Origin of the sequence: Nocardia puris (genome assembly GCF_003315035.1) — a bacterium.
Lineage (GTDB): Bacteria > Actinomycetota > Actinomycetes > Mycobacteriales > Mycobacteriaceae > Nocardia > Nocardia puris.
Map to the genome: position 1 here is coordinate 189,387 of NZ_QNRE01000009.1, position 16,986 is coordinate 206,372.

At 70.4% G+C, this 16,986-nt stretch carries 14 protein-coding genes; 10 read left to right on the forward strand and 4 right to left on the reverse strand.

Annotated features, from left to right (window positions below):
* The first annotated feature begins 209 nt into the window (after nt 1-209).
* The 3 genes from DFR74_RS22130 to DFR74_RS22140 all read left to right on the forward strand — a co-directional run bounded on the left by DFR74_RS22130 (nt 210) and on the right by DFR74_RS22140 (nt 1,904).
* Nucleotides 210-665 (forward strand): hypothetical protein, encoded by a 456-nt coding sequence (locus DFR74_RS22130; protein WP_147265873.1) that lies wholly within the window; start codon nt 210-212, stop codon nt 663-665.
* 172 nt (nt 666-837) lie between these two features.
* A complete protein-coding gene (locus DFR74_RS22135; protein WP_067511604.1) occupies nt 838-1,263 on the forward strand; it encodes a DUF4254 domain-containing protein in 426 nt (141 codons plus the stop codon).
* Between the two features lie 158 nt (nt 1,264-1,421).
* The gene (locus DFR74_RS22140; protein ID WP_067511602.1) at nt 1,422-1,904 is read left to right on the forward strand and encodes a hypothetical protein; all 483 of its coding nucleotides are present in this window, start codon (nt 1,422-1,424) and stop codon (nt 1,902-1,904) included.
* Between the two features lie 43 nt (nt 1,905-1,947).
* Here DFR74_RS22140 and DFR74_RS22145 read toward each other — a convergent pair whose 3' ends face one another.
* Nucleotides 1,948-3,171, reverse strand: a complete 1,224-nt coding sequence (locus DFR74_RS22145; RefSeq protein ID WP_067511599.1) for an RtcB family protein — start codon at nt 3,169-3,171, stop codon at nt 1,948-1,950.
* A 115-nt stretch (nt 3,172-3,286) separates the two neighbouring features.
* Here DFR74_RS22145 and DFR74_RS22150 point away from each other — a divergent pair, with 115 nt between their 5' ends.
* Both DFR74_RS22150 and ligD read left to right on the forward strand, forming a co-directional pair.
* Nucleotides 3,287-5,395 (forward strand): RecQ family ATP-dependent DNA helicase, encoded by a 2,109-nt coding sequence (locus DFR74_RS22150; protein WP_113975250.1) that lies wholly within the window; start codon nt 3,287-3,289, stop codon nt 5,393-5,395.
* 73 nt (nt 5,396-5,468) lie between these two features.
* Entirely contained in the window at nt 5,469-6,425 is a 957-nt protein-coding gene (ligD, locus tag DFR74_RS22155) for a non-homologous end-joining DNA ligase (RefSeq protein ID WP_067511597.1), read from the forward strand.
* Between the two features lie 139 nt (nt 6,426-6,564).
* Here the strand turns inward: ligD and DFR74_RS22160 are convergent, their stop codons facing one another.
* Complete coding sequence (locus tag DFR74_RS22160) at nt 6,565-7,461, reverse strand: D-isomer specific 2-hydroxyacid dehydrogenase family protein (RefSeq protein WP_067511676.1); 897 nt, start codon at nt 7,459-7,461, stop codon at nt 6,565-6,567.
* A 420-nt stretch (nt 7,462-7,881) separates the two neighbouring features.
* Here DFR74_RS22160 and DFR74_RS22165 point away from each other — a divergent pair, with 420 nt between their 5' ends.
* The 4 genes from DFR74_RS22165 (at nt 7,882) to DFR74_RS22180 (ending at nt 12,053) form a co-directional block, all read left to right on the forward strand.
* Complete coding sequence (locus tag DFR74_RS22165; RefSeq protein WP_067511596.1) at nt 7,882-8,784, forward strand: SDR family NAD(P)-dependent oxidoreductase; 903 nt, start codon at nt 7,882-7,884, stop codon at nt 8,782-8,784.
* Nucleotides 8,785-8,794: 10 nt separating this feature from the next.
* Nucleotides 8,795-9,715, forward strand: a complete 921-nt coding sequence (locus tag DFR74_RS22170; RefSeq protein WP_067511674.1) for a ferritin family protein — start codon at nt 8,795-8,797, stop codon at nt 9,713-9,715.
* An 11-nt stretch (nt 9,716-9,726) separates the two neighbouring features.
* Nucleotides 9,727-11,211 carry a flavin-containing monooxygenase gene (locus tag DFR74_RS22175; RefSeq protein WP_067511593.1) on the forward strand — a complete coding sequence of 495 codons (1,485 nt, stop codon included), beginning with the start codon at nt 9,727-9,729 and terminating at the stop codon, nt 11,209-11,211.
* A 68-nt stretch (nt 11,212-11,279) separates the two neighbouring features.
* On the forward strand, nt 11,280-12,053 hold the full coding sequence (locus DFR74_RS22180; RefSeq protein ID WP_232331841.1) for a MerR family transcriptional regulator: 774 nt from the start codon (nt 11,280-11,282) through the stop codon (nt 12,051-12,053).
* Nucleotides 12,054-12,058: 5 nt separating this feature from the next.
* Here DFR74_RS22180 and DFR74_RS22185 read toward each other — a convergent pair whose 3' ends face one another.
* Together DFR74_RS22185 and DFR74_RS22190 are read right to left on the reverse strand one after the other, a co-directional pair.
* A complete protein-coding gene (locus tag DFR74_RS22185; protein WP_232331840.1) occupies nt 12,059-12,793 on the reverse strand; it encodes an ABC transporter permease in 735 nt (244 codons plus the stop codon).
* Nucleotides 12,794-12,983: 190 nt separating this feature from the next.
* Nucleotides 12,984-14,264 (reverse strand): glycosyltransferase, encoded by a 1,281-nt coding sequence (locus DFR74_RS22190; RefSeq protein ID WP_067511589.1) that lies wholly within the window; start codon nt 14,262-14,264, stop codon nt 12,984-12,986.
* A gap of 65 nt (nt 14,265-14,329) precedes the next feature.
* On the opposite strand from DFR74_RS22190, the gene DFR74_RS22195 reads away from it, so the two are divergent.
* On the forward strand, nt 14,330-16,957 hold the full coding sequence (locus DFR74_RS22195) for a cytochrome P450 (protein ID WP_067511670.1): 2,628 nt from the start codon (nt 14,330-14,332) through the stop codon (nt 16,955-16,957).
* Nucleotides 16,958-16,986 lie beyond the last annotated feature (29 nt).

The following is a 16,986-nucleotide window of genomic DNA, read 5'->3' on the forward strand; positions in this document are numbered from 1 at the left end:
TTTCAAACGAAAAATCGCTCTGGGGGTTTGCAGCACTTTTGGCGAATCCGCGGATCGATGACACCGAATCGCGCGAATCGTGGTGTGCTACTGAAGCGCCCGGCAAGGAGATCGCCAGATATCTCCACCCCGGTTCCGTGTCCCCACACGCACTGCCCCGACCGGGGGCCGGGCGCTTCCGAATCCAGAGGCTACCAGGGGGTTTCGAAATGTCCACATCGGTTGTACCCGCCGAAATACTCGGTGGTTGCCATTACCTCCGCACGGTTGGGAACCTGCCGGTGCATATCGATCGCCAAAACCGTCTCGCGGTGGCGATCGGCGGAAGTATTCGTGCGATCTCGATGCCGGAGCATTGGGGGTACAGGACCAAGGAAGAGCTTCGGAAGTTCAGTATCACGGGGCCGATCGTGTGGCACCCGTTCCATAGGCTCACATTCCTGACCCGGGCGCTCGACCCCCGTGACCGGGATGTGAACGCCGAATACGTTCTGCGATACACCGACTCGGTAATCATCGAACCGGGGCGTTCGGTGGTCCTGCCGACCCCCGGTCTCTCGGGGCGGGGTTGGGACACACCTATCCGCGATCACTTCCGCCCCGCGATGTCCAGTGTGCTGGCCGCGCTCATCGGGTGCGCCGATGCCGAACGCGGGGTGAAGTGACCGCCACTGCCTATGCAGATGACGAACCGCACCGGCGCTGCTACCCCGTCGCCCGGTTCCGTGATCGCACAGACCATTACATGCACGGGCCCCGGATTGTTTGTCCCATAGAACTGTCCGGCCCGTCCGAGTCAGATGACATAGGGATGCGCCCGTGGAATGCAGGCAACCTATGACCGCACCGCTGCCCACTCGCGACCAACTGTTACGTGCCTGCCGGGGCGAGGACACCGCCACACACCCGCTCGCCCCGCACGCCCGTGAACTCGCCGATCTCCACAAAAGCAGGCTCACCGCGGAAAGGGAGGCCGTACCGGACATCGACGCGCACCGCACCCGCCTGGTCCGGGACATCGATCGGTGGACGGCGACGCACCTGCCGAGCGCACCCGGCGGCGCGTACCTGCACACCGAGGGGCTCGGCGCGATCGTCGACCGGCTGGCGCAGCTGACCGCGCTCGCCTACAACGCGCTGGCCACGGTCGACGGCTGGGACCTCTGGAACGCGTGGGAACGGCTCGCCGAGCTGTCCCTCGCCTACGAGGACCTCGCCGGCGAACTCACCGCCGGCCGTCGGCGACTCCCCACACCCGACTGAGCCGCCCGCCGACCCCCGCCTCCGAGAACCCCCCGTCGCGCCGATCCGCCACCGGAAGGACGCGCACGCGAGATCATCGTGAGACCGCATGGTCGCGCGAAACGCTTGCGGCCGGGCGACAATGGAGTTCCACGGCGGGATCGCGCAGGAGGCGAACGATGTCCTACCAGTACCAGCCGCCCCCGGACTGGACGCCGCCCGGCGCGCAGTTCCGCTCGGGCGGCACCCTGGGCCGCACCGCGATCGGTGTGCTGATCGGACTGGTGGTCACGCCGATCGGTCTCGCGCTCGCCGCGCACGGCGCCGCCACCACCCGCCAGTGGGTGATCATGGGCGACGCCGCGAACCGCTGGGGCTCCACCTTCCAGATCATCGCGGGCGCGGCGCTGCTGCTGTTGGTGGCGGCGCTCGCGGCGTATTCGCCCGCGGGCACGATCCTCGCGGGCATGGTGTGGGGGATCTTCCCGGGGATCGTCTACTTCCTGTTCCCCGACGACACGTTCCGCCTCATCGACGACCTCCCGCTGTTGTCCGACGAGACCCGGCTCGCCGTGCACGCGTGGGTGATCAACGGCAGCGTGTTCCTCGCGGGCGTGCTGCTGGTGGGCGCGGGGGTCGCGGCCACGTTGCGCAGGCGCTGATCGCGGCGCGGCGGTCGAACGGACCGCCGCGCCGTGCTCGGGTTCACCCCTTCACGCACAGCACCTGACGCAAGGTGGCGACGACGTCGACCAGGTCGCGCTGCGCCTCGATGACCTCGTCGATGCCCTTGTACGCGGCCGGGATCTCGTCCACCACGCCGGCGTCCTTGCGGGACTCGACGCCCTCGGTCTGGGCGACGAGATCGGCGACGGTGAACTGCTTCTTGGCCTTGGTGCGGCTCATCCGGCGGCCCGCGCCGTGCGACGCGGACTGGAACGAGGCCGGATTTCCCTTGCCCCGCACCACGTACGAGCGCGTGCCCATCGACCCGGGGATCAGCGCGAGGTCGCCCTCGCCCGCCCGGACCGCGCCCTTGCGGGTGATGAGCATAGGCATGCCGTCCACCATCTCCTCCGCCACATAGTTGTGGTGGCAGGAGATCGGCGTCTCGAAAAGCACCTCGCGCCCGGCGAATTCGTCACGCACCGCCCGGCACACCAGCGAGAGCATCACCGCGCGGTTGCGCGCGGCGTACTCCTGCGCCCAGGTGAGGTCGCGGCGGTAGGCGTCCATTTCCGGTGTGCCGGAGAGGAACACGGCCAGATCACGGTCGGGCAGGTCGCGGTTGTGCGGCAGGGTCCGCGCGACGGCCATGTGCCGCTCGGCGAGTTCCTTGCCGATATTGCGGCTGCCCGAGTGCAGCAGGATCCACACGCGCTCGTGCTCGTCCAGGCACACCTCGATGAAGTGGTTACCCCCGCCGAGGGACCCCATCTGCTTGTGCGCCTTGCTCTCCAGCGCCCCCACGCCGGGGTCCAGGTCACCGAAGGCGCCCCAGAAGCGGTCCCAGCCGCGCGCCTTCCGCGCCGCGTCCCCGTGCGAGCCCGCGAACTCCGCACCAAGCCGCGCGACGTTCACCGCCTCCTTGTGCGCCTGGAACCCGACCGGCACCGCGGCCTCGATGCGGGCACGCAGCCCGCGCAGATCGTCGGGCAGGTCGGCGGCGGTGAGGTCGGTGCGCACGCTCTCCATCCCGCAGCCGATGTCGACGCCGACCGCGGCCGGGGCGACGGCGTCGCGCATGGCGATGACCGAGCCGACCGTCGCGCCCTTGCCGAGGTGCACGTCGGGCATGACGCGCACCCCGTACACCCATTCCAGTTGCGCGATGTTTCGCAGCTGCCGCACGGCGGCAGGCTCGATCTCGTGCTCGTGGGCCCACAGGAGCGTCTGCGCCTTGGTGCCGCGCAGCTCGACGGGAAACATCGGACTCACCTTTCGTGGATTACTCGACTCCTCTCACCGTAAAGAGCCGTTGACCGGGGCGCACTCGAATTACGCCGCGACCGCACTGCGCGGACTGTCGGTGGGGTGGGGCACCATGGAGCGCGTGACCACCGCCGCGATCGACCTCGCCGCGCCCGACCTTCGCGATCGGGCCGAGGAACTGCTGCGTGACCTGGCCGGGCCCGGCGCCCGGCTCCGCGAGGACCAGTGGACGGCCATCGAGGCGCTGGCCGTGCACCGCCGCCGCGCGCTGGTCGTGCAGCGCACCGGGTGGGGCAAGTCGGCCGTGTACTTCATCGCCGCCAAGCTGCTGCGCCGCGCCGGGCGCGGGCCCACGGTGATCGTGTCGCCGCTGCTGGCGCTGATGCGCAACCAGGTGGCCGCCGCCGAGCGCGCGGGCGTGGTCGCGGCGACGATCAACTCCGGCAATGTCACCGAATGGGACGAGATCCACGAGCGGGTGGCGCGCGGCGAGGTCGACGTGCTGCTGGTGAGCCCGGAACGGTTGAACAACCCCGACTTTCGCGATCAGGTGCTGCCGAAGCTGGCGGCCGACGCCGGACTGGTCGTGGTGGACGAAGCGCACTGCGTATCGGACTGGGGGCACGATTTCCGCCCCGACTACCGCCGCATCCGCACCCTCATCGCCGATCTCGGCGCCGACGTGCCGGTGCTGGCCACCACCGCCACCGCGAACGACCGGGTGGTCACCGACGTCGCCACCCAGATCGGCACCGACACCCTGGTGCTGCGCGGCACCCTGGACCGCGAGTCGCTGCACCTGTCGGTGGTCCGGTTCGACGACGCGGTGCAGCGCACCGCCTGGCTGAGCGAACACCTGCACCGGCTGCCCGGCTCGGGCATCGTCTACACGCTCACCGTCGCCGCCGCGCACGACCTGGCCGACGTGCTGTCCACGCACGGGCACCGCGTCGCCGCCTACACCGGACAGACCGATCCGGCCGAGCGGGAGGCGCTGGAGGCGGCGCTGCTCGGCAACGAGGTGAAGGCGCTGATCGCCACCTCCGCGCTCGGCATGGGATTCGACAAGCCGGATCTCGGGTTCGTCGTGCACGTGGGCGCGCCGTCCTCCCCGATCGCCTACTACCAGCAGGTGGGTCGCGCGGGGCGCGGGACCGATCGCGCCGAAGTGATCCTGCTGCCCGGTCCGGAGGACACGCGGATCTGGACCTACTTCGCCTCGGTGGCCTTCCCGCGCGAGCACATCGTGCGCACGGTGCTGGCCGAGCTGGACGCCGAGCGGCCGCTGTCGACGGCGGCGCTGGAACCGCTGGTGGAACTGAACCGCTCGCGCCTGGAGATGGTGCTGAAGGTACTGGACGTGGACGGCGCGGTGCGGCGGGTGCGCGGCGGCTGGATCTCCACCGGACAGCCGTGGGTGTACGACACCGAACGCTACGAGCGCTTGGCGGCGGCCCGCGAGGTGGAACAGCAGGCGATGCTGGATTACCAAACCACCTCCGGCTGCCGGATGACGTTCCTGCGCGCCCAGCTCGACGACCCTGGACTCGCGGGCGCCCCCGACTGCGGGCGCTGCGACAACTGCACCGGCACACGTCCGGATGTCAGCGTCGCGGCCGACGCGGTGGCCGCGACTCGCGCCCGGCTGGACCGTCCCGGTCTGGACCTCGCACCCCGCAAGCAGTGGCCGACCGGAATGGCGAAACTGGGAATTCCGTTGTCCGGCAAGATCACCGAGGGCGCGGAGACCGGGCGGGCGCTCGGACGGCTCACCGACCTCGGCTGGGGTCAACGGCTGCGCGCGCTGTTGGACGCCCCCGACGATCCGGTGCCCGACGCCGTGTTCGACGCGTGCATCGCGGTGCTGCGCGAATGGGATTGGGAACGCAGGCCGACGTCGGTGATGGCGCTGGCGCCACCGCGCCATCCGGTGCTCACCGCCACGCTGGCCGCGCGCCTGGCCGAGGTGGGCCGCCTGCGGGATCTCGGCACGCTGCCGGTGCGGCCCGACCGGCCGCCGGTGTCGGCCGCCAACTCGGCGCACCGCGTCGCCGGGCTGCACGACTCGTGGGAGGTGCCCGACCTGTCCGGCCTCGACGGTCCGGTCCTGCTGGTCGACGCCCTCACCGACACCGGGTGGACCCTCACCCTCGCCGCCCACGCCCTGCGCCGCGCGGGGGCCCCGGCCGTCCTCCCCTTCGCCCTGGCCACGGTGAGCTGAGCGGGCGGGCCGGCGCCGCGACCCGCTGGGGCGATGGTCGGCGGGAGTCGCCCACGCCGGGTTAGGGTCGGGTGTGGCCAGCAAGTCGGTGGGGGACGCCGTCGAACTCGACGTCGGGGAACGGCGGGTCCGGGTGTCGAGCCCGGACCGGGTGTACTTCCCCGACCTCGGGCTCACCAAGCTCGACCTGGTGCAGTACTACCTGAGCGTCGGCGACGGGATCGTCAACGCGCTGCGGGACCGGCCCTGCATGCTGCACCGGTTCCCGAAAGGGTTGCCGGGCGGCAAGGTGCACCAGAAGCGGCTGCCCGCCGGTGCGCCGGACTGGATTCCGACGGTGCGCGTGTACTTCCCGCGCTACGGCCGCCACGCCGACGAACTGTGCGTGCGCGAACTCGCGGACGTCGTATGGGCCGTGCAGATGTCCACCGTGGAGTTCCATCCGTGGAACTCGCGGCGCGCCGACACCGAACGCCCCGACGAATGGCGTATCGACCTGGACCCGATGCCCGATTGCCCGTGGTCGCGAGTGCAGCGGGTGGCGGGGGTCGTGCGCGAGGTGCTGGACGAACTCGGGGCCGTCGGATGGCCGAAGACCTCCGGCGGCAAAGGTCTGCACGTGTACGTCCGAATCGCACCGGAGTGGGGCTTCACCGAAGTACGCCGCGCCGCATTGGCTTTCGCGCACGAGGTCGAGCGCCGCGCCCCCGACGACGTCACCACGACCTGGTGGCGAAAAGACCGCGATCCGAAGCTGCTTTTCGTCGACTACAACCAGAACGCCCGCGACCACACCATCGCCGCCGCCTACTCGGTGCGCGGCAATGCGCAGGCCACGGTCTCCGCTCCCGTCGGCTGGGACGAGATCCCCGATATCGATCCGCGCGACTTCACCGTCCGCACCGTGCCCGCCCGCTACGCCGAACTGGGCGACCTGCACGCCGGGATCGACGACGCCGTGTTCCGCATCGAGGAACTGCTCGCCTGGGCCGACCGCGACCAGCTCGAGGACCCGCCCGACGAGGAGTAGATCCTCACTCGGACTCCGGCCGGAGAGAACCGTGCTTCAGATCGTCGCCCGGCAAAGCCGAGGAGGAACCGATCCCGGACTGTCTCGGTGAGGACGACAACGCGGCGATCCGAGCCGCAGAGGGACACAGAGCCCGTGCTCAGTACCCCCGCTGCGGATCGATCGGAGCGAGGAGTTCGCGCCCCGCCACGAACCGGACGACGTTCGCCGCCACGTGGTCGGCGAAGGCCGCGAACCGCAACTGCGGCGGATTCGAATCATGCGGCGTCACAATGGCGTTCGGCAGCACCCAGAGCGGGTGGCCGTCGGGCAGCGGTTCCGGGTCGGTCACGTCGAGCCCCGCGCCGCCGATCGCGCCGGAGGCCAGCGCCGAGACCAGGGCGTCGGTGTGGATCAGGCTGCCGCGCGCCACGTTGATCACCCAGGACGAGGGCTTGAGGCGGGCCAGCACGTCGGCGTCGATCAGGTGCCGGGTGTCGGGCGTGGCGGGCGCGGCGACCACCACGTGGTCGGTGCGCTGCCACACCTTGCCCAGTTGATCGGCGGGCACCGTCTCCACGTCGTCGGGGATGCCGGGCCCGGTGACCGGGCGGCCGGAGCGGTTCACCGCGACGACGTGCGCGCCCAGCGGCGTGAGCATCGGAATGAGCGCGCGGCCGATGCCGCCCGCGCCGACGATGGTGACGGTCTTGCCGCGCAGCGTGCCGACGTGCGGGAAAAAATCCTGCTGACGCCAACTGCCCGCGCGCAGGTGCTCGGGGAGGTAACGCACGCCGGCGAGCAGCATCATCAGGGCGTGTTCGGCGACGCTGGCGGAGAAAGCGCCCGCGGCGGAGGTGAACCGGACCTGCGGATGGCGCGCGATGATCCCGGCGTTGAACCAGTCCTCGACGCCGGCGGCGGGCAGCTGGACCCATTCGACGGAGTCGGGCAGTTGTTCCGGGAATTCGCCGGGGCCGCCGTTCCAGATCAGCGCCCGCGCGCCGGCCAGCTCGCTGAGCACCGCACCGCCCTCGGCGACGGCCTTCGCGAGCATGGTCGGCACGGGTGTGGTGGGGCCGATCGCCACGGGAACCGCCGTCTCGCTCACCCGCGAACCTCCTTCGGACGTACCGGCCGCGGCCCACCGCGGACCGCACGCTTCGCCTCCGCGACGGTAGCACCACGCGGCCCGAACGGCCGTCTACCAGCCGCGACCACCCCGAGACGCGGCTGCAACAAATGAGCCATTGACAACTGGCACATTGAAGGATGATTCTGAATGACATGACAGGGTCAACGACGACCTCGGTCCCCCGCGTTCCGGCCGCACCCCGTGTGCGCTCCGGGACAACGGCCGCCGAGCACCGACGGCGGTCGCGCCCGCGCGTCGCCGAATCCGACACCCGGCCCGTGGTGAGCCACGTAGCGGCCGATTCCCACGCGCACAGTCGCGATCAGAAGTGGGTGAGCTGACATGTTCGGACTGGAGAACCTGATCCCCCTGAGCCTGCGCAACCGGCGCAGCCACCACGCCCGCGCCGTCGTGACGGGCGCGGGCAGCGGCATCGGGCGGGCGTTCGCCCTCGAAATCGCCGCGCGCGGTGGACGAGTCGTGTGCGCCGACATCGATGAGGCGCGCGCCGACGAGACGGTCGCGCTCATCGAACGCGCCCATCCCGGCGCGGCCCACGCGTTCCGCTGCGACGTGTCGCGCCGGGAGGACGTGGAGGTGCTGGCCCGGTTCGCCGAGACCGTCTTCGACGCTCCCGTCTCGCTCGTGATCAATAACGCGGGCGTGGGCATCGGCGGAAAACACGTGGGCGACATAGGTTTCGCCGACTGGGAGTGGGCGCTCGGGATCAACCTGTGGGGCGTGGTGCACGGCTGCGAGATCTTCACACCGCTGCTGCGCGCCGGCGGTGGCGGCGGCATCGTGAACGTGGCCTCGGCCGCCGGCTTCGCCGCGGCGCCCTCCATGGCGGTGTACAACACGTCCAAGGCGGCGGTGCTCTCGCTGTCGGAGACCATGTCCGCCGAACTCTCCGGCACCGGGATCGCGGTCACCGTGCTGTGCCCGACCTTCGTCAAGACCAACGTCGCGCGCGACGGGCGCATCACCGACGGCTCGCAGCGGCTGGCCGAAACCCTCATGCGCTGGACCGGTTTCACGCCCGAGCGGGTCGCGCGCACCACCCTAGACGCCAACGATCGCGGCCGCCTCTACGTGCTGCCGCAGCTGGACGCGCACCTCGTCTGGCGGCTCAAGCGCTACTTCCCCACCCAGTACACCCAGGTGCTCGGCCTGCTGGACCGGCTGCTGCCGCAGGACGCCCCGAGCACCGACCGCCCCGCGGTCACCGACCGGACAGGAGTCTGAGATGGCCGGCATCACTATGGATTTCGACGACATGCTGCGCAAGATCAAGGATCGCCAGTGGGCGCTGGCCGATATCGACTGGGACGCACCGGGAGCCGAGACCATCTCCCCCGAATTGCACGCCAAACTCAAGCCTTTCATGGCCGACCTGATGTGGATCGAGAACGTGGGCGCGCGCGGGTTCGCGGCGATGGCCAAGAAGGCGCCCACCGAGACGCTGCGCGAGATCTACCGGTACTTCCACGCCGAGGAGCAGAAACACGCCAACGCCGAACTGGCGCTCATGCGGCGCTGGGGCATGCTCGACGGTGACGAGATCCCGCAGCCGAACGTGAACGTCAAGCTCGTGATCGACTTCCTGGACAAGTACTCCGACGACATGTCGCTGTCGTTCCTGGGCACGGTGATCCCGATGCTGGAGGTGGCGCTGGACGGGGCGCTGGTCAAGTTCATCATGGACGAGATCGAGGACCCGGTGTGCCAGGAGGCGTTCCGGCGCATCAACGCCGACGAATCCCGCCATCTGGCCGTCGATTTCGCGGTCATGGACCTGCTGGGCCACGCGGAGATGCGCAAGCTGCTGATCGAGTTGGTGGGCGGCTGGGTCAAGCCCACGTTCCTGATCGGCGTGCTCAGCTACGTGCCGCTGCTGAACAAGATGCGCGACAACATCGTCGAGATGGGCGTGGACGAGCAGAAGCTCTACACCGCGCTCAAGCGCTACGCCAATGTCGGGGAGCGCAGCCGGTTCGCGCGCAGGCTGCCGATGTATCAGATCGTGAAGATGCACGGCGGCTGGGTGATCAACCGCGGTCATCCCTACCACCTGCTGGCCGACGCGCTGGTGAAGATCACCGGGCACCTGCCGAACGCGGTGTTGCGCCGGGATCCGTCCTGGGCCAAGGAAATCACCTACGATCCGGCAGCCTGAGAGGTAGGCGCATGAACATCCTCGACGTGGCCGTGATCGGTGGCGGGTTCGCAGGTCTGGGCACCGCGATCCGCCTGAAACAGCGCGGTATCGACAATTTCGTCATCCTGGAGCGCGACACCGCCCTCGGTGGCACCTGGCGCGACAACACGTATCCCGGTGCGGCATGCGACATTCCGTCGCGGCTGTACTCCTACAGTTTCGCGCCGAATCCGGACTGGTCGCGCACGTACTCGGGCAGCGCCGAGATCCTCGCCTACATCGAGGACATGGTGCGGCGATTCGGGCTGGCCCCGCACGTGCGCTACGGGTACGAGGTCACCGGCCTGGCGTTCGACGAGGACGCGGGCCGGTGGGAGGTGTCGATCGCCGGGCGCGCACCGCTGTTCGCGCGCACGGTGGTGCTGGCCTCGGGCCCGCTGTCCAACGCGAGCCTGCCCGATATCCGAGGCATCGAGACCTTCGAGGGACACAAGATCCACAGTGCCCGGTGGGACCACGACTACGACTTCACCGGCAAGCGCGTCGCGGTGGTCGGCACGGGAGCGAGCGCCGTGCAGATCGTGCCCGAGCTCGTCCGGAAAGCGGCCTCGGTCAAGGTCTTCCAGCGCACGCCGGGGTGGGTGCTGCCGCGCGTGAACCGGCGCACCGGGCCGCTGGCCAAACAGCTCTACCGGCACGTGCCCGGCGCCGAATCGCTGGCCCGCGGTGCCTGGTTCTACGGGCACGAGTCGGTGGCGCTGGGCGTGGTGTGGAACACACCGCTCACCAGGGTGGTCGAGCTGGTCGGGAAGGCGCAGCTGCGCAGGCAGGTGCGCGACCCGTGGCTGCGCCGCCAGCTCACGCCCGATTTCCGGGCCGGCTGCAAGCGACTGCTGATGACCGACGATTTCTACCCGGCGTTGCAGCGGCCGAACTGCAAGCTCATCACCTGGCCGATCGCGCGGATCGCACCGCGGGGCATCCGCACGGCCGAAGGCATTGAGCACCAAGTGGATTGCATCGTCTTCGCGACCGGGTTCGACGTCTCCAAGGCGGGGACGCCGGTCCCGATCACCGGGCGCGGCGGACGGGTGCTGGCCGAGGAGTGGTCGCGCGGGGCGTACGCGTACAAGAGCGTGGCGGTGTCGGGGTACCCGAATCTGTTCGTCACGTTCGGGCCGAATTCCGGGCCGGGGCACAATTCGGCGCTGGTGTACATGGAAGCGCAGATCGACTACCTGGTCGAGGCGATCGGCACCATTCTGGCGCGGGATCTGCGCCTGCTCGACGTGCGCCGCGAGGTGCAGGATCGCTACAACGCGTCCCTGCAGCGCAGGCTGGCCGCCACCACGTGGAATTCCGGCTGCCGCAGCTGGTACCTCACCGACGAGGGGTTCAACGCCACCATGTTCCCCGGTTTCGCGACGCAGTACGTGCACCAGTTGCGCAGGCTCCGGCTGGCGGACTACGAAGCGATCCCCGCCGGGGCCCGGTCCGAGGTGGGGGTCGGGTAGGGGCCGGGCGCGGCTCCGGCACGGCGCCGCGCCCGCATCGCTAGACTCGTTCCCTCCAGGAACGTGACGTGAGGAAGGTGACCGCGGTGCCGGAGTACCGGATCGACGATCTGGCCCGTGCGGCCGGCACCACCACTCGCAACGTGCGCGCCTATCAGGAGCGCGGCCTGCTGCCGCCGCCGATCGGCAAGGACGGGCGCGCCAGCCTGTACGGTGACCGGCACCTGGAACGGCTGCGGCTCATCGACGCGCTGCTCCAGCGCGGCTTCACCACCGCGCACATCGCCGATTTCATCACCAGCTGGGAGACCGGCAAGGACATCACCGAAGTGCTGGGGCTCGAGCGCGCGGTCACCACGCCGTGGTCGCACGCCGAGACCTTCGAGGTCTCGCGGGAGCTGATCGACTCGTTCCTCGGGCCCGAATCCGCCGATCTGGTGGAGCGGCTGACCAGGCTGAAGCTCGCCGAGCTGGACGGTGAGACGGTGGTGTTCACCGACACCCAGCTGCTGGCCGCGTTCGCCGAACTGCACGAGTACGGCATCGAGTTGCGCACGCTCATCGAGATCTACGCCGGAGTGGCCGAGCGGATCGACGAGATCACCCAGATCATGATCAGCGCCGCCAAGCAGCACATCGTGGACGAGCACGGTCCCGGCTGGCTGCCGGAGACCAACGCCGAGATCACCGAGACCACCACGATGCTCACCAAGATGCGCGGGCTGGCCACGGCCTCGGTGCACTCGACGCTGGCGCGGTCGCTCGACCTCACCCTGCGCCGCGAACTGGCCGACTACATCGCCATCGCCGCCGAACGGTCGGACAGCCGCAAGGACTCGTAGACGGTTCAGCGCCGCGCGTAAAGGATTGCGGCGCAGATGTATCCGGCTACAGTCAGGCCGCAGCACCAGAGCACCGCGGCGACCACCTGTCCGCCAGGGCCGATGTCGAGGTACCCGCGGATCGCGCCGACGACCGGCGTGGCGGGCTGACGGTCGGCGAACGGGTGCAGCCACCCGGGCATGGTGTGCACCGGGACGAACGCGCTGCTGATGTAGGGGATGAACATCACCGCGTACGTGAAACCGCCCGCGGCTTCGGGTGATCGGGCGAGCAGGCCCAGCGCGAGGGCGATCCACGTGACGGCGTGGGCGAACAGCACCAGCACACCCAGCGCCGCCAGCCACGCGAGAACGCCCGCGCCCGTGCGGAATCCGAGCGCGAACGCCACCGCGAACACCACGCCACCGGCCGCGAGATTGCGGAGCGTCCCCTCGGCCGCGTGCCCGGCGAGCAGCGCCTGACGGAAGCAGGGCAGCGTGCGGAAGCGCTCGACCGCGCCCGAGCGCACATCCGTCGCGACCGCGGTCGCGGTGATCGAGGCGCCGAAACCCGTGCACAGCAACAGGATTCCGGGAATCACGTAGTCGAGGTAGGGCATGCCGACCTCGATCGCGCCGCCGAACACGTAGACGAACAGCAGCATGATCAGGATCGGCAGCAGCAGCGAGATGACGAGCGTGTCGCGCCCGCGGATCGTTCGGCGCGCGGCGCGCCGGAACATGACCGCGGAGTCGGTCACCGCCGCCACCGCGCGGTTCATGCGTCGCGGAGGACCGCTCGGGGGTGCGCGGCCCGCAGCACCCGTGCGGTGCCGCGACACGGCTCGTCCGAGCCGAGCCCCGGCTCGGAGCCGACGGCACGTTGACCGCCGGTCCGGGCTTCCCGGCCGCACGCGGACCCGCGTGATCGCCTCGCGCGAGCCGCGTCGCTCATTCGGCCGCCCGCTCGACGATGTCGGCGGTGCGCTGGGTGGCGTCCGCGTTCGAATGCAGCTCCGCCGACAGCGTTTTCGCGCGCTGCGCGGTCTCGGGAGCCAGCAGCGTGCGCACGCCCTCGGCGAGGCGGTCGGCGTTCAGCTTCTGGAACGGCAGGTGCGCGCCGACGCCGAGGCGCTCGACCTGACCACCCCACATCGGCTGATCGAACGACACCGAGCACACCAGCGTCGGCAGGCCGGCGCGCAGGCTCTCGAACGTGGTGCCGATGCCCCCGTGGTGCACGGCCGCCGCGCACAGCGGGAACACGATGTCGTGCGCGAGCGGGCCGACCACCCGCACCGACGCACCGGTTTCGGCGTTCGCGGCGTCCAGATCGCTCCAGCCCGCGCTCACCAGACCGCGCCTGCCCAGGCGCGCGCACACCTGCTCGACGATGGCCAGCACGGCGTGGGTGTCGCGAATCGGCATGCTGCCGAAGCCGAAATACACCGGCGGCTCGCCCTCGCCGATCCAGGCGAGCACCTCGCCGTGGTCGACGGCCAGCTCGCCGATGGCTTCGCGCGCGGACCGCTCCAGCGGCAGGAAGCCGACCAGCGGCCTGCGCTCGCCCCACTCCTCGGCCAGGCCGGGTACCAGCGCGCGGTCGTAGATCTGCACCTCGGGCACACCGCGCTTGCCGAGCACCGCCGCCGGGCTCGCCGCCGACTTGGGCAGACCGAGTTCGCCGCGCAACTGGTTGAGATAGCGCAGGAACACCACGCGGCGCAGGTTCTCGCCGATCGACCAGGTGGCGCGGTTCACCCAGCCCGGTGGGCGCCAGTGCGGCGGCAGCGTGCCGGGGAAAGGGTACGCGCTGTTCTTGCGGCCGGGGAAGCCGTGCATGGTCACCTGCGGCACGCCCATGGCCTCGGCCACCGACATGGCCCGGTCCTCGGTGAGCAGCGTGGAGACGATCACGTCGGCGTCGCGGCACACCTCGATGACCTCGCGGTTCATCCGGGCGGCGTACTCGGCCATCTGCTTGCCGACCAGCTGCATGAGCCGGAAGCTGCTGCCCGCGGCCAGCGCCCGCTGTCCCTCGTCGGAGGAGTAGAGCTGCTGCACGTCCGGGCCGCAGGGCAGGGCGGTGAGACCGGTGCGGGTGGTGAAGTCGACCAGGTTGGGCGGCGCGCCGACGACCACGTCGTGGCCGCGGCGGCGCAGTTCGAGGCCGAGCGCCACCGCGGGCTGCACATCGCCCCTGGTGCCGGTCAGCGGGATCGCCACCCTCATGCCGCCCCATTCCGCTCGGCGCGTTCTTCCCTCATCGGTCCTCCTGCGTCCGTACGGTGGTGACCATGCACGTTGCGCTGTTCACCGATTTCCACCCGACCACCGTCGGCGGGATCCAGACATCGGTGAACGCCCTGCGGCGGGGCCTGGAACGGGCCGGTCACCAGGTCACGATCTTCGCCGCGCCCACGCGCGAATCTACCGAATACGACCCCGACCTCGTGGTCCTTTCCGCACTCGCGGGCGTTTCGGTGAACGGATTCGCCGCCGTGCTGCCCACCGCCGAGAACAACAAGCGCATCGACGCCGCGTTCGCGGTGCGCGGACCGGTCGACGTGGTGCATCTGCACACCACCTACGGCGTGGCCGTCGCGGGATTGCGGGCCGCGCGCAGGCACGGAATTCCCGTGGTGCAGACCGTGCACAGCCGCGACGACGCGTTCATCCAGCACACCTCCCCCACCCCGTACCTGTCGGCGCTCACCATGCGCGCCCTGCACGGCCGTTTCGTCCCGCACGGCGACCCGCTGCCGCCGCTGCCGGAATCCCGTGCGGCCCATCATGCTTGGCGCACGATGGTCGGTCACGCGCGCAACGCCGACCACGTCGTGGTGCCCACCGAGCACTTCGCCCGCCGCTTCCGCGACCACGGACTGGAGCGCCCGATCACGGTGATCTCCAACGGAATCGACGACGACCTGCTGGACGCGGCGCGCGCGGCGGTGGATTCGGGCGTGGCCGGGTCACCCGCGCAGGTCGCGAATTCCCTGGCCGCCGAGGATCTCACAACGCGAGTAACTACCGGGTCCGACATTGAGCGCACATCCCTGCGTGTCGTGTGGTGCGCGCGGCTGTCCGCCGAGAAGCGGTTGCTCGAGGCGATCGAGGCCGTGCGGCTGGCGCCGGAGTGCACGCTCGACATCTATGGGAGCGGCGATCAGGAGGGGGCCGCGCGGGAGGCCGTCACGGCGGCGGGGATCGAGGAGCGGGTGCGGCTGCACGGGGCGGTGCCGCAGGGCGAGTGCCTGGCGGCGATGGCGCGCCACGATGTGCTGCTGTTCCCGTCGATGGGGTTCGACACGCAAGGGATGGCGCTGCTGGAAGCGGTCGCGATGGGCTTGCCGGTGGTCTACTGCGACCCCGACATGGACGAGACCGTGCCGAAGGGCGGTGGGGCACGCACGGCCGACCCGTCGCCCAGCGCAATCGCGCGGACCCTGCGGGAGCTGGCCGCCGACCCGTCGCGGCTGGAGTCGATGCGGTACGCGCTGGCCGGGCACACCGATTCCACCCGCCAGTCCACGCTCACCGGCGCGATGGTCGCGGTCTATGAGTCCGTGGCGAAAGAGGTTTCCGTTCAGCGCCTTTCGGACGTGCCGACCGCCCCGGGAGGGCTCCCGCTGCTCGGGCACAGCCTGGTCGCGCTGCGCGGCGGGCTCGATTTCGTCACCTCGCTCACCGACCTCGGCCCGATCGTGCGCATCTACCTCGGCCCGCGACCGGCCTACGTGCTCACCACGCCGGAGCTGATCCGCGAGGTCGGCTTCGGCACGGCCGGCGCGTTCCACCGCGAGGAGATGCGCGAGGCCGTGCACGACGTGCTGCGCGGCGCGTCCAACGTGCTCAGCGGCACACCCCACGAACTGCGCCGCCGCATGATCGCGCCCGCGCTGCGACAGCGCAGGCTCGCCGAATACGCCACCGTCGCCGCCGGACTCGCCGACGAGTGGGCGCGCTCGCTGCCCGCCGACCGCCCGCTGAACCTGGTGGCGGAAGCGCACCGGCTGGTGCTCGACGTCATCACCGCCACGCTGTTCACCGCCGATTTCGGCGCCGACGCCAAAAGTGAAGTGCGCCAGAATATTCCGTGGCTGCTGAGCCACGTGGTGCAGCGGGCCGCGCTGCCGCCGCCGGTGCGCAGGATGCGCGTGGTGGCCAATCACCGGTTCAAGACCAAGGCCGCCGCGCTGCGCCGCGAGATCGGCGCCGTGGTGGCCGAATACCGGCGTGCCGACCGGGATTTCCACGATGTGCTCTCCGCGCTGGTGCGCCACACCGACGACGAGACGGGCGCGACGCTGTCCGACGAGGAGATCGTGGACGAGCTGATCCTCATGCTGGCGGCCGGCGTCGGCTCGACCGCCTCGATCATGGCGTGGGTGTGGCACGAGGCCGCGCGCGATCCCGGGATCGGCGACGAGCTGCGGCGCGAGCTCGACGACTTCGTGGGTCGCGAACCGGTGCGGCCCGAGCACGTCACCTCGCTGCCCTACCTGCGGAGCGTGGTGGTGGAGACGCTGCGGTTCTGGGGGCCGTGGGTGAGCACGCAGACCGCCGACGGACCGGTCACGCTCGGCGGCGTCACCCTGCCCGACGGGGCGATGGTGGTGTACAGCCCGTACCTCGTGCACCACACCGAGCGCTACTACCCGGCGCCGGAGACCTTCGACCCGGACCGGTGGTTCCCCGGACGGGTCGAGGAGATCGACAAGAAGGCGATCCTGCCGTTCGGCGTCGGCGCCCGGCACTGCCCCGGCAACACCTTCGCGATCCTCACCGTCACGCTGGCCACGGCGGCGCTGTTCGCCCGCTGGCGGGTCGACCCCGACCCCGGGCACACGGTGCGCGCGAACACCACGGACTTCGTGCCCTCCCCCGACCGGCTGCCGGTGACGCTGCGCCCGCGCTGGTGAAGACATAGGCACTTCACCTGCGGTTTCCC

Coding starts and splice junctions, on each gene's coding strand:
- DFR74_RS22130 (WP_147265873.1), top strand. CDS start 210: ATGTCCACATCGGTTGTACCCGCCGAAATACTCGGTGGTTGCCATTAC.
- DFR74_RS22135 (WP_067511604.1), top strand. CDS start 838: ATGACCGCACCGCTGCCCACTCGCGACCAACTGTTACGTGCCTGCCGG.
- DFR74_RS22140 (WP_067511602.1), top strand. CDS start 1,422: ATGTCCTACCAGTACCAGCCGCCCCCGGACTGGACGCCGCCCGGCGCG.
- DFR74_RS22145 (WP_067511599.1), bottom strand. CDS start 3,171: ATGTTTCCCGTCGAGCTGCGCGGCACCAAGGCGCAGACGCTCCTGTGG.
- DFR74_RS22150 (WP_113975250.1), top strand. CDS start 3,287: ATGGAGCGCGTGACCACCGCCGCGATCGACCTCGCCGCGCCCGACCTT.
- DFR74_RS22160 (WP_067511676.1), bottom strand. CDS start 7,461: ATGCTCGCGAAGGCCGTCGCCGAGGGCGGTGCGGTGCTCAGCGAGCTG.
- DFR74_RS22165 (WP_067511596.1), top strand. CDS start 7,882: ATGTTCGGACTGGAGAACCTGATCCCCCTGAGCCTGCGCAACCGGCGC.
- DFR74_RS22175 (WP_067511593.1), top strand. CDS start 9,727: ATGAACATCCTCGACGTGGCCGTGATCGGTGGCGGGTTCGCAGGTCTG.
- DFR74_RS22190 (WP_067511589.1), bottom strand. CDS start 14,264: ATGAGGGTGGCGATCCCGCTGACCGGCACCAGGGGCGATGTGCAGCCC.
- DFR74_RS22195 (WP_067511670.1), top strand. CDS start 14,330: ATGCACGTTGCGCTGTTCACCGATTTCCACCCGACCACCGTCGGCGGG.